Origin of the sequence: Arenibacter algicola (assembly GCF_018860365.1) — a bacterium.
Lineage (GTDB): Bacteria > Bacteroidota > Bacteroidia > Flavobacteriales > Flavobacteriaceae > Arenibacter > Arenibacter algicola_B.
The window spans coordinates 48,212-60,615 of the sequence record NZ_JAHKPO010000007.1 but is presented as its reverse complement, the minus strand read 5'-3'; the positions used below and the strand labels follow the sequence as shown (position 1 = coordinate 60,615).

At 40.4% G+C, this 12,404-nt stretch carries 11 protein-coding genes; 7 read left to right on the top strand and 4 right to left on the bottom strand.

Annotated features, from left to right (window positions below; all coding sequences use genetic code 11):
* Positions 1 to 38 precede the first annotated feature (38 nt).
* Positions 39 to 680, bottom strand: a complete 642-nt coding sequence (locus KO529_RS07115) for a bifunctional 4-hydroxy-2-oxoglutarate aldolase/2-dehydro-3-deoxy-phosphogluconate aldolase (RefSeq protein WP_215947232.1) — start codon at positions 678 to 680, stop codon at positions 39 to 41.
* Positions 670 to 1,623: a 2-dehydro-3-deoxygalactonokinase gene (locus tag KO529_RS07110; protein WP_215947231.1), complete on the bottom strand. Its 954-nt coding sequence runs from the start codon at positions 1,621 to 1,623 to the stop codon at positions 670 to 672. Before KO529_RS07110 ends, KO529_RS07115 begins: the two co-directional genes overlap by 11 nt.
* A gap of 443 nt (positions 1,624 to 2,066) precedes the next feature.
* Here KO529_RS07110 and KO529_RS07105 point away from each other — a divergent pair, with 443 nt between their 5' ends.
* The 6 genes from KO529_RS07105 (at position 2,067) to KO529_RS07080 (ending at position 8,406) form a co-directional block, all read left to right on the top strand.
* A complete protein-coding gene (locus KO529_RS07105) occupies positions 2,067 to 3,389 on the top strand; it encodes a TolC family protein (RefSeq protein ID WP_215947230.1) in 1,323 nt (440 codons plus the stop codon).
* 4 nt (positions 3,390 to 3,393) lie between these two features.
* The gene (locus KO529_RS07100; RefSeq protein WP_215947229.1) at positions 3,394 to 4,647 is read left to right on the top strand and encodes an efflux RND transporter periplasmic adaptor subunit; all 1,254 of its coding nucleotides are present in this window, start codon (positions 3,394 to 3,396) and stop codon (positions 4,645 to 4,647) included.
* 6 nt (positions 4,648 to 4,653) lie between these two features.
* Positions 4,654 to 5,397 (top strand): ABC transporter ATP-binding protein, encoded by a 744-nt coding sequence (locus tag KO529_RS07095; RefSeq protein WP_215947228.1) that lies wholly within the window; start codon positions 4,654 to 4,656, stop codon positions 5,395 to 5,397.
* A 2-nt stretch (positions 5,398 to 5,399) separates the two neighbouring features.
* Positions 5,400 to 6,620 (top strand): ABC transporter permease, encoded by a 1,221-nt coding sequence (locus tag KO529_RS07090; protein ID WP_215947227.1) that lies wholly within the window; start codon positions 5,400 to 5,402, stop codon positions 6,618 to 6,620.
* A 230-nt stretch (positions 6,621 to 6,850) separates the two neighbouring features.
* Entirely contained in the window at positions 6,851 to 7,669 is an 819-nt protein-coding gene (locus KO529_RS07085; protein ID WP_252734335.1) for a sensor histidine kinase, read from the top strand.
* Between the two features lie 5 nt (positions 7,670 to 7,674).
* Positions 7,675 to 8,406: a LytR/AlgR family response regulator transcription factor gene (locus tag KO529_RS07080; protein WP_215947225.1), complete on the top strand. Its 732-nt coding sequence runs from the start codon at positions 7,675 to 7,677 to the stop codon at positions 8,404 to 8,406.
* A 202-nt stretch (positions 8,407 to 8,608) separates the two neighbouring features.
* Here the strand turns inward: KO529_RS07080 and KO529_RS07075 are convergent, their stop codons facing one another.
* Entirely contained in the window at positions 8,609 to 9,856 is a 1,248-nt protein-coding gene (locus KO529_RS07075) for an OmpP1/FadL family transporter (RefSeq protein ID WP_252734334.1), read from the bottom strand.
* Positions 9,849 to 11,168: a DUF4270 family protein gene (locus KO529_RS07070; RefSeq protein ID WP_215947223.1), complete on the bottom strand. Its 1,320-nt coding sequence runs from the start codon at positions 11,166 to 11,168 to the stop codon at positions 9,849 to 9,851. Before KO529_RS07070 ends, KO529_RS07075 begins: the two co-directional genes overlap by 8 nt.
* A gap of 220 nt (positions 11,169 to 11,388) precedes the next feature.
* Here KO529_RS07070 and KO529_RS07065 point away from each other — a divergent pair, with 220 nt between their 5' ends.
* Positions 11,389 to 12,402, top strand: coding sequence for a Kelch repeat-containing protein (locus KO529_RS07065; protein ID WP_247095580.1), 1,014 nt, complete (start codon positions 11,389 to 11,391; stop codon positions 12,400 to 12,402).
* The last annotated feature ends 2 nt before the right edge of the window (positions 12,403 to 12,404 follow it).

Genomic DNA, 12,404 nt, shown 5'->3' with positions numbered 1-12,404 from the left:
AAAATGGAATTGATTTTGTTAAATATATTTATTTGAATTTAAAAGCCCTTTACTTCGGCTTTTACTTTGGAAAAATGATCCGAAAGTCCTTCAAAATCTCTCTCCTGAATCAACTTTTTGTCGAAGAGTGAACTGCCCATACCTACGCCCACAACACCAGCCTCAAAAAAGGATTTGATATTTTCCAAAGAAACTCCCCCAGTAGGTAAAAGCTTAATTTCGTTAAGTGGGGCCGAGATGTCCTTTATAAATTGAACCCCAAGTTGAGAGGCCGGGAATATCTTTACCGCAGATGCCCCTAAGCTCCACGCTCTGTAAATTTCAGTTGGAGAATAACCCCCCGGAAAAATCGGTATCCCTTGGGCTACAGCACCCTTGATTACCGCTTCATCTATGATCGGAGTTACAATAAACTGGGCACCTGCCGCCACGGCCCTGTCGTAGTCTTCCATATTACAGACCGTACCCGCACCCACATTGAGGTCATTGAATTCGCTCCTTAGTTTTGAAATTATTTCGGTGGCCCCAGCGGTATTCATAGTTATTTCAATGGTGTGCAGCCCCGCCTTGAGATATGCCTTGGCAATATCCCGCATAACATCCATGGATACTCCTCTTACAATACCCACAATGGGTGCCCTATTGTAAAGTTCCCAGGAAAATGATTCTTTATTTGACATGTGATTCTAAAATTTTTCGCTGACCAACCAGTAGGGCCGTTTCTATAATTTGCGGCTCAAAACAAACGATTCGGGCCTCGGGTATAAATGATTTCAAAGCCAATTGGTACAATTCGTTCTGTATTCCGGTAACTGCAAGGTACACGGTTTCGCTCTTTTTTTTCAAATGGCCTAGCTCCGCTCCTATTAACAATCCCGATAAATAATAATAGTTTTCCTTAGCGGAGGTTTTATGTATTAAACTATTTGCCCTAATGGAAAAAAGCGAGGCCATCTGTTGGTTGTCAACTCCTTTTTGTACCCCTTTCAGAAAAATATCCTTATTTAAAGGGCTCCATGGCGATTCCTCCAGGGAAGCCGACAAAATAGTGTGCTTCCCTATAACCTCAAATAATTCACCTGTCATGTAGGTGGTAAAATCCATAAATCTCCCAGCATCAAAATGGATATGTTTACTATGGGTACCAGGCAACAACAGAACCCCCTTGTCTTTCTTGGGCAGGTAATCCGAAAGTCCAATAGCCTGGATCTCCTCCCCTCGCATTACATCGCTATTTGTTCTTGCCCCGGAAACTAAAAGCAGGTCCAATTTATTACTGATTGAAAGCCTTTTGCTTATTAGGTCTTCACCACCAAAGGCAATGGGAAATTGACAGTACTCCAATTCCTGCATCCCTATGGAAGAGGACAGCATTCCGGAAGCCACCAAATGGCAGTTTTCCACTCCCTCTAAATCCAACTTTTCCAACTGCTCCAACAAATAATCGGCAAAAAAGGATTCTTGCGACCGTTCACTTTGCGCTGTAAATAGTTGGTAACACTTTTTAATTCCAAGATCCGTCCTGATTTCGGAAAGCACCTTCAATGAATGGGAATCCACCAAACGGAGCCTAAAATTGGACGTGCCCCAATCACAACTGATAAAATTTTCGGGTAGCCCCATATTTGTTATAGTGCTTTAATTGCTTTTTATTTAATCGGATTATCGTAAAGGGAATTTGTGGTACAACCCTCTTCAACATCACCGATTTTTATTCCTCTATGGGGCCTGTATACATCAAAATGAAACCAGGGATTGTTCTATAAATTCCACTATTCCCGAAAAATACGTTAATTATTTTCATCTTTAAAATATATCTCTGAGGCAAAACAAGCATCGACACAAATTCCCAGCTTATTTTTTAATGTCTGCAATACTCCATTTTAGATTTCTTCCACCATTGTTCACCCACAAAGAATTTGACAGGTGAGTCCCTTTGCCCAAAAAATTCATCGATAAAATATGGCGATTGGTATAGGGAATCCCCGTATCAATCTATTTCATTTATTTCTAGGTGTCCTTAGTGGGAGATTTGATATGAATTTTCATTTGAAAGGTTAAAATCCATGAAAAAATATATCCTACTAACAATCCTTTTTGTAGTTCAGTTTGCACAAGGTCAAACACAGATCGATTCTGTCCAGAAAATTTGGACTTTGGAAGCGTGTATTAACTACGCACTAGAGAACAACATAAGTGTAAAACAAGCCGAATTATCCAAGAACATTACGGAAGCCAGCTATCTGGCAACAAAGTCTTTAAGATTGCCCAATTTAAATGGCAATGCCTCCCAGAATTTCACGAACGGAAATTCCATAGACCCCATTACAAGCGATTTCGTTTCCCAACAGATCAATTCCACCAGCCTGGGATTGAACTCCCAGCTAACCCTTTTCCAAGGGAACCAGATCAACAATCAAATAAAACAGGGAAAGCTGCTTATTGATCAATATGCACTTTATGAAGAAGAGGCCAAGAACAATATAACTCTGAGCATTACAGAAAGTTATATTCAATTGCTATATGCAAAAGAGAATATACTGATCGCCGAAAATAACCTTGCGGTATCGCAAAAGGAAGAAGAGAGGGCCAAGGCCAGGTTGGATGCCGGTTCCATCGCCATAAAGGAATATACCGATGCCCAGTCGCAAACCGCCACAAACCGGTACCTTCTTATAAATACAAAAAACGATTATGCGCTGCAGCTTTTATCGTTAAAACAACAATTGGAATTGCCCCCCAACACTAATTTTGAGATTGCGGATGCAGATGAAATTATCCTGGACCTTGTCCCGGACCTAAATGAAGTCTATTCCGAAGCCTTGGAAAATCTTCCGGAAATAAATGCAGGCAAGATTAATGTTTCCCTTTCCGAAAAAGACTTGGACATTGCCAAAGGAGGCTACCTGCCCACTTTATCCTTAACGGGGAGCTTAGGTTCTGGCTACACCTCCACCCAGGATTATAATTTTACCGATCAATTGGACCTGAATTTCAACCAAAGATTGGGGTTATCCCTAAACGTCCCCATTTTTAACAGAAACAAGACCAAATCTGAGGTACAAACGGCCAAAATAAATATTGATATGGCCAAATTGGAACTGGCGCAGGAAGAAAAAGACCTATACAAAAAAATAGAAACAGCCTGGCAAAATGCCATTACCTCCCAAAGTGAAATGGAAGCGGCAGATATCGCCAGAAATGCGGCAAAAGAATCCTTCAGGCTGGCACAGAAACAATATGAATTGGGAGCTCTGAGTACTACGGACCTCATCTTAAGCCAGAACACCTATACCAATACGGAACAAAATTATATCCAGGCCAAATACCTTAGCCTGCTATACAACCAATTACTTCAATTTTATCAGGGAAATGACATTAAAATCTAATCTAATGAAAAATAAAAAAAGAATCATATTAGGCAGCCTTGCATCAGTAATACTAGCTATTGCAGCATACAGCTTTATAAAAGACGATAACAGTGCTGTAATAGAAGCCAAGACCATTGCGGCCAAAAAAGGGGACGTTACCACATTGGTTACGGCAACAGGTACCGTAGAACCTATTACCCAAGTGGAAGTAGGTACACAAGTCTCTGGTGTAGTGGAAAAAATATATGTGGATTACAACAGTGTGGTCACCGAAGGACAACTCATCGCAGAATTGGATAAAACAAACCTACGGGCTGCACTTACCCAGGCACAGGCAGCCTATGATAACGCAGTGAGCCAAAGGAACTATATGCAGACCATCTACGACCGACAAAAGACACTTTATGACAATCAGGTGATCAGTAAGTCGGATTTTGATGACTCCCAATATAATTTTGAAACGGCAAAAGGCACGGTGACCCAACGCTTATCCGACCTTGAAAGGGCCAGAACCAATCTAAGCTATGCCGATATTTATTCACCCATAGATGGTGTTGTACTTTCCAGAGCTATAGACGAAGGACAAACGGTAGCGGCAAGCTTTAGTACCCCAACCCTATTTACCATTGCCCAAGATTTAAGGGAAATGCAGGTAGAGGCAGATGTTGATGAGGCGGATATAGGTGGAGTAAAAGATGGACAAAGGGTAACCTTTACCGTAGATGCCTATTTAGGGCAAACTTTTGAAGGAACCGTAACCCAAATACGTTTGGATCCAACAGTAACTTCAAACGTAGTTACCTACACGGTAGTCATAAAAGCGGATAATCCAGATCTAAAATTAAAACCTGGACTTACTGCCACCATTTCCATATACACTTTAGAGTTGAAGGACGTCTTGACTGCCGAAGCCAAAGCCATTAATTTTAAACCTACGCCCCCAGTGATGATGGCCTATAATGAGCAACAAAATATAACCGTTGAACCACCAAAAGGACAGCCAAGACCAGAAGGTGAAAATAAAGGACAAGCTAGGCCCGAGGATGAAAATAGCAGTAGGGTTTGGGTACTTGGAGAAAACGGGGCCATTTCACCTAAAAAGGTCACTTTGGGAGCCAGTGACGGGGTAAACGTACAGATATTAAGTGGCATTGATGATGGTGATCAGCTGGTATATAGTTTAAAATCTGACAGCAACCAAGAACTTTCAGGGCCCGAAGGCGCTGGCGAAAGTCCGTTTATGCCAAAACCCCCGGGAGCCAACAAAAAAAAATAAGTAGCCATGAGTAAAGAGATTATCAAAATTGAAGATCTGAAGCGCGAGTTTACCATGGGCAACGAAACCGTCCACGCATTGAAGGGCATTTCGTTTTCCATCAAAGAAGGTGAATTTGTTACCATAATGGGATCTAGTGGTTCTGGCAAAAGTACCTTATTGAATATTTTGGGCTGCCTGGACCAACCCACTTCGGGAACCTATGAGATAGATGGCCTAAAAGTAAAAGATCTGGACAAAAACGCCCTGGCGACCATTAGAAATGAAAAAATTGGATTTATTTTCCAATCCTATAATCTGCTAGCCAGGACCTCGGCATTGGAGAACGTAGAACTTCCTCTTTTGTACAACAGTAAGGTATCCACGGAAGAACGGAGGGAACGCGCCATAAAAGCTTTGAAAAAAGTTGGCTTGGCAGATCGTATGCAACATACCCCATCGCAGCTTTCCGGGGGACAACAACAGCGGGTAGCCATTGCCAGGTCTTTGGTGAACAACCCCGTGATGATTCTGGCTGATGAAGCTACAGGTAATCTGGACACCCGGACCTCTTATGAAATTATGTCCCTATTTCAGGAATTGAACAAGCAAGGCATTACCATCACCTTTGTAACACACGAACCGGATATTGCCTCTTTTAGCAATAGAACCATAATCCTAAAGGATGGGAATATTATCAAGGACAATTTAAATGCAAAGATCCAATCAGCAGCAACTGAATTGGCTTCATTACCCATAGAAGACCATTAATTATGAGACTATTAAATTTATTTAAAATTGCATTTAAGGCTATCATTCTTAACAAAATGAGAACCCTGCTTACCATGCTAGGCATTATCATAGGAGTGGCGTCCGTAATCGCAATGCTCGCTATTGGAGAAGGTTCCAAGGACAGTATTCGCAGTACCATTTCCAGTATGGGATCTAATATGATAACCATTAGACCAGGTGCAGATATGCGAGGAGGGGTAAGACAGGAACGTAGCGTCATGGAATCTTTAACTCTTAACGACTATAAGGCTATTAAGCAACAGGCAGATCTACTAACTTATATAACTCCAGTGGTAAATGGGGGCGGACAAGTTATTAATGGTTCCAACAACTGGCCTTCTACTATTTATGGTGTAAATCCCGACTATCTAAATATTAAGATGATCGATCTACAAAGCGGCAGTATGTTTACCGATGCAGAAGTACAATCGGCCTCCAAAGTAGTTTTGATAGGCCAGACCGTTGTAGATAATGTATTCCCGGATGGGGAGGACCCAGTTGGTAAAATGATCCGCTTTAACAGTATTCCGTTTAAAGTAATCGGGGTATTGGAAGAAAAAGGGGAAAACACCTTTGGCCAAGATCAAGATGATGTGGTTATTGCCCCGTATACCACGGTTCAAAAGCGTATTTTGGCCATTGATCATTTAAATCAGGTCATTGCCTCTGCCATTAGTGAGGAGGATGCGCCGGATGCCGTAACCCAAGTATCAGAAATTTTACGGTCACAACATAAATTGACAGATAATCAAGATGATGATTTTAACGTGCGTTCTATGGAAGAATTAATTTCCACATTTAGTGCAACCAGTGAAATGCTTACTATTCTTTTAGTTGCGGTTGCAGGAATTTCTTTGTTGATCGGAGGTATTGGCATCATGAATATCATGTATGTATCCGTAAAAGAACGTACAAAAGAAATAGGTCTGCGAATGGCAGTGGGCGGCAAAGGTTCCGATATATTGATGCAATTTTTAATCGAAGCCATTTTAATAAGCATCACAGGGGGACTTTTAGGGGTAATCCTAGGCCTTGGTTCGACCGTATTTATTGAAAAATTCTTACATTGGCCCACCAACGTTGCATTATACTCCATCATAATTTCCTTTGCCGTTTGCGCCGTTACTGGAATATTTTTTGGATGGTATCCGGCAAGAAAGGCTGCAGCTCTAGACCCGATTACTGCATTGCGATATGAATAAGAACAAAGTAGATGATACTGAATAAAAAAAAGAATTTAATCCCTTTACTCCACCTTTTAACGTGGGCGATATTAATTGGTCTACCCTATTTGCTTTCTGTGGGACAAGATCAGGAACAAATCTTTAATCGGACCTTAATACACTCATGGATTCCGCTGTGTTTTTATGCAATTATTTTTTACTTCAATTATCTTTATCTTATAGATAGATTTCTTTTTAAGAATGAAATTTTGCCGTTCATATTGATCAATTCTGGTTTAATTGCCTTTTTTGTTTTTACCAACCATGAACTTAAGGGCTTTTTAATGGACCAGCTAATCCCTAATCGTAGCAACGATAAAGGGCCCCCGAAAAATTTATTTTTTTATGTGGACATGATCGCATCTATGGTGCCCATTGTATTTTCAGTAGCCCTAAAAACCACAGAACGCTGGTACAAATCCGAGAACGAACGCAAAGAGGCACAGACTATAAAGTTGCAGGCAGAGATACAGCACTTAAAATATCAATTGCAGCCACATTTCTTCTTTAACTCCCTCAACAATATTTATGCCTTGGTAGATAGTTCCCCTGCAACTGCAAAAAAAACTATCCACAGTTTGGGCAAACTAATGCGGTATCTTCTCTACGATACAGATACCGAGAAAGTAGCCCTGCAAAAGGAAATTGATTTTATGACGCAGTATATAGAACTTATGAAACTTAGATTTTCCGATAAGATTACTATATCGTATTCCTTTCCCACAGTTCCACAAAACATAAAAGTAGTACCATTATTATTTATTACCTTGGTAGAGAACGCCTTTAAACATGGTATACCTGCCAGTAGTGAGGCCTCATTGTCCTTTAAGATGGAAATAACGGATACCTTTCTTGTCTTTACCGCAAAGAACCAGAATCTACCCAAAAGCGATTCGGATAAAAGCGGTTCTGGCATTGGCTTGGAAAACCTAAGAAAAAGACTGCAATTGTTATATCCGGATAGCCATAGCTTTGTTTATCAAGTTAAGGACGAAATCTTTACCGCTGTGTTAACGCTTGAAATCTAATTGAAATGAACTCGAATAAGATAAGCTGTATTGTTGTAGACGATGAGCCCATGGCATTGCAACTCATAGAGGGGTACGTTCAAAAAACTCCGTTCCTGGAGCTCAAAACTAAATGCGACAGTGCTATAGAGGCTTTGAGATTCTTGGAAAACGAGGAAGTTGATCTTCTTTTTTTGGATATACAAATGCCAGATCTTACAGGGATTGGGTTATCCAAACTAATCCCGAAAAGAACCCGTGTCATCTTTACTACAGCCTTTAGTGAGTATGCCCTTGAAGGTTATAAGGTTGAAGCTTTGGACTATTTGTTAAAGCCCTTCGACTACGAGGAGTTTTTGATCGCTGCTACCAAGGCCAAAGATTGGTTTGCCCTGGTGAAGGGAAGCGGCAAAGAAGCTACTTCTGCCGACAAAAAGTTCCTGTACGTTAAATCTGAATACAAGCAACTAAAGATCAACCTGGAAGAGGTGCTATATTTTGAGGGCTTGAAAGACTATATCAAAATTTGGCTTAAAGGTCAGCCTAAGGCCATCTTAACCTTAATGAATCTCAAAAGCTTGGAAGCAGAACTTCCAAAGGATAAATTTATGCGTGTACATCGCTCTTTCATTGTTTCCTTACAAGCCATAGATGTTATAGAACGCAGTCAGATCATAATTGGAAACCAACGTATTACGGTTTCGGAAAATTATAAACCTGAATTTTTGGATTACATTGCCAAAAATAGTTTGGATTGATTTTTTTTACTTCGAAATCTGTGGGGTTGTAATCCCCCTTCCAAGTTTCTCAAAGAATAACATTTAGGTTCGGGGTTGGCCTTAGGCCCCTTGATGAAACCAAACTTAGGACCACAGTATAAAACAGAAACCCCGCCAAAAAGCGGGGTTTGTTCTTCCATTGCATTTCAATGTCTTGAATAAATTTCATAATGACCTGGTATTAATTGGTCTTACGTTTTTTAAACCACAGGTCCTCCAAACTTAAATTCAAGGTTAGTACATGGTAATTTTCCTTGACGAGTATATTTTCTATTAATCCTGTGGATCCATAGGAATAAGATAAATTTAGCATGGAATTATTCCCCCTACCAATGGGCAGACCAATACCGGCGGTAAAATTATAGCCTTCTATTTTTTCGTCGTTAATGGACAAATACCCGGTGTCATAATTGAACCCGGTTCTATATCGAATACGCTGGTTAAATTTATAACTGGCAGCATTTCTTACAAATTCCAAACCAACCGCATAGATATCCTGATCAACGTATGTTCCTATATTCTCGGTCTGTTCGGTATCACTCCAGTAATTCTTTTTATAATCGGCATTTAGGGTAAAGGATTTTAGAAAGTTGGTACTTAGCCCGACGCCCAGTTCCAAGGGCATATTGAAATCGGAAACAGTATCACTTTCATCCTCTTCCACATCTATTTCAACCCCGTTCAGACTTTTAATTACAGAGCGCCTTACACTACCCTTTAGGCTCGTTGGAAGTTGCACCGTACTTCCAATGGTGATTTTATTTGTGAGGTCATATTGCAGTCCAAGACCAACTCGGGCACCGCTGTAATTGGTATCCTCTGTGGAGATAAGGGCACTACTGTAAACCTGAAAGGATTCCTCCTCTTCAATTTTTCCAAATAATATGGAAAAACTGGCTCCAAATCTCAAATTATCAGTAATTCCATACCCAAGGTTGAGCTTAAGATCGCTCATTCCCCCAAGTCCACTTACATTACTTTCAAAGGATTCTTCAGATCCTTCAATATTGGTTTTTACTCCTATCAGGGTATAACCAACATCGGTATATGGAACAAGTGCAATACCTGCTCCCAGTCTTTCGGCTATGCGGAAGGCAAGGGCCAAATTGGAAAAGTTGAACGTGGTTTTGGATTCCTTGTTTATCCTGTTGCTATAATCGTTGTATTTCCCCCTTATACCTACATCATAAAAAAATGAATTTTGGGGTGTCAATGCGAAATTGGCAGGATTTAAATTATTAATTTCCGTATCCGATTTCAATGCTATCCCAGAATACCCCATCCCATTGGTCCGCCCAATACTGGTCTGATTTATTACACCGAGGCCATATAGGGAATAAGGGGAACTTGTGAGTCCCTCGGATTGGCCCAAAACAGGAATTGCGGATAAAAGTGTTAGAAATAGGGCTAAAAAAGGTAATTTATTCATCTTCATCATATATTGCATAGGTAAGTTCCAATTTTACACCTTGGTCAGAGCCTTCTTTTCCCATTAAAATAAAACGGTCTACAGTGCTGTTGTAATTCTCTGGCAAAAGAATAATTGCATAGTCGGCATCCCTTTCTGTGGACAATATTCCTTCTATATAGGTAGTCAGGGGTATTTCATAATAAATGTCGTTAAATTCTTGACCATCAAGGTTTAACGTGGCTTGTACCGCTGCATTATCCGTTCCCACCAATTGCTCCGTTAAATCGTTGTTTTGATCTACTATATAAACCGATAAATTATCCCTTAAAGCCAGTTCATCACTATAAGATCCGGCAACTGGTTTAATTTTAAGAACAGCATTCAACAAGGTACCCTGTCCCTGAATATCGAACAGCGTTTTTAGATTCGTAAATTCTATTTTGGTGGTGTATCCAATACCGGATTGCACAAAACTTTGGTTATCCGATTCGGAACTATTGAGAACAACTTCCTTATCTGTTAGTGTCTTTAAATATTCGTTGGTTTCAACCACAGACATCTGGTTAAAGAATGGAATTGGACTACTGGTCGTGTTTATGGTAAAATCTGCAGTAAATTGTGTCCTACTTTCCCCTCCGGGAATGCTATAATACATTCTCATTACACTGGTAGAAAAATCAAAACCTACAATAGACCCATCGTCGTCTTCGCCCGGTTGAAATGTAATCCCATGAAAGTAATTCTTAAATTCCTCTGTGCTTGTAATATCTTTTTGTTGTAACTGATCGAAAAGACCAAGCCCTAAAGTGTCGCTCAATTTTATATATAACGAATCTGTTCCCAAGGGTCTTGGGGTATAGGTTATTGACCCTAAATTGTCCTCTAAAAACCCTACCTCGCTGGTATTGTAGAAATTGCTCCCATCTGCCGGATATAATATTTCACTTAACTCCTTAATATGGATGGTGTTGCTTTTAAGGGTGTCATTATAGTAGTAATTGTCATATTTAAGAAAGAAGCCGATGCTGTCATATTCCGCGTCGGAATCGATAAAATAGCTATTGGGCAACAATTCCGCATAACTCGAACTTTTTACGGCCCCAAAAACGGGGTCCATATATTTCCCTATCAGCATGCGGGTGGCTTGTGAAGTTACAAGACTATCAAACTTCATGGTGTAGGTCTCCACGTTCATGGTATCTATTTGCACCACCCGTATATTACTGTTGGTAAATGTCCCGCCAGCCACAAAATCAGAATCATTAATAGTATCCTCACTACATGAAACCAATAATATCGGCAATGCTATAAGTCCAAGGAGTTTTCTCATTCGTTCATTATTTGATGCCAAAAGTATATGCGTTTCCCTAGCTCGGAAACCTCAATAGACCAATCCACTAACTTATAAGACCAAATAGGGGATTTCAACTATTAAATAGGGTCTACGATTGGTAGATAAAATAGCCGTTTTCATATGTTAAATAGGTGACTTTATCTATTTAAGTTTCAAACACCATGTTCGCCATCTAGTTTTGAAAAAAAATTAACTAATGAAATACATTTATAACATGAAGGGAAGGGTAAACCACATTAAAATGTTAACGATGGCCAGCGTAACACTTTGCTTAATGGCTAGTTGCTCTAATGACGATGAAGATGAGGATTTGGGAAACTGGATAGACCAATCTGTATTTGATGGGAGTCCACGTAGTGGCAGCGCCTACTTCACTATTGGAAATATAGGATACAGTGGTGTAGGTTATGATGGGGATGATTATCTAACCTCCTTTTGGTCCTATGATATGGATGGTGATTATTGGTCCCAAAAAGCAGACTTCCCGGGATCAGCAAGGAATGCCGCTGTAGGTTTTACCATCAATGACAAGGGATATATAGGTTCTGGTTATGACGGCCTGGATGAATTGGCGGATTTTTATTCCTATGATCCAACCACCAATGCATGGACCGAAATTGCAACGTTCCCATCTACCCCAAGGAGAAGTGCCGTGGCCTTTGGAATAAATGGCTATGGTTATTTCGGTACCGGCTTTGACGGTGACAACGACAGGAAGGATTTTTGGAAATACGATCCCACTACCGATAGCTGGCACGAGTTGGTTGGCTTTGGCGGTGACAAAAGAAGGGCCGCGATTACCTTTACCATAGGGGATTATGTATATATGGGAACCGGTGTATCCAATGGTATTTATTTGGATGACTTTTGGGCTTTTGATTCGGCAACAGAAAGTTGGACCCAGAAATTGGATCTAGACGAAGAAGATGATTACTCCATTGTTCGAAGCAATGCCGTAGGCTTTACCTTAAACGATTATGGATATATAGCCACTGGAACTTATGGGGGCACCTTACAATCTATTTGGGAATATGATCCTAGTACCGATACTTGGGAATCCAAAACAGATTTTGAGAGAACATCCAGACAGGATGCGGTGGTATTCTCCAATAACGCAAAGGCATTTATAGGCCTAGGCCGCACAGGAAGTCTGTATTTGGATGATTTGGAGCAATTTTTCCCTTATGACGAGTACGACGACGAAGATTAGTG

Coding starts and splice junctions, on each gene's coding strand:
- KO529_RS07115 (WP_215947232.1), bottom strand. CDS start 680: ATGTCAAATAAAGAATCATTTTCCTGGGAACTTTACAATAGGGCACCC.
- KO529_RS07110 (WP_215947231.1), bottom strand. CDS start 1,623: ATGGGGCTACCCGAAAATTTTATCAGTTGTGATTGGGGCACGTCCAAT.
- KO529_RS07105 (WP_215947230.1), top strand. CDS start 2,067: ATGAAAAAATATATCCTACTAACAATCCTTTTTGTAGTTCAGTTTGCA.
- KO529_RS07100 (WP_215947229.1), top strand. CDS start 3,394: ATGAAAAATAAAAAAAGAATCATATTAGGCAGCCTTGCATCAGTAATA.
- KO529_RS07095 (WP_215947228.1), top strand. CDS start 4,654: ATGAGTAAAGAGATTATCAAAATTGAAGATCTGAAGCGCGAGTTTACC.
- KO529_RS07090 (WP_215947227.1), top strand. CDS start 5,400: ATGAGACTATTAAATTTATTTAAAATTGCATTTAAGGCTATCATTCTT.
- KO529_RS07080 (WP_215947225.1), top strand. CDS start 7,675: ATGAACTCGAATAAGATAAGCTGTATTGTTGTAGACGATGAGCCCATG.
- KO529_RS07075 (WP_252734334.1), bottom strand. CDS start 9,856: ATGAATAAATTACCTTTTTTAGCCCTATTTCTAACACTTTTATCCGCA.
- KO529_RS07070 (WP_215947223.1), bottom strand. CDS start 11,168: ATGAGAAAACTCCTTGGACTTATAGCATTGCCGATATTATTGGTTTCA.
- KO529_RS07065 (WP_247095580.1), top strand. CDS start 11,389: ATGAAATACATTTATAACATGAAGGGAAGGGTAAACCACATTAAAATG.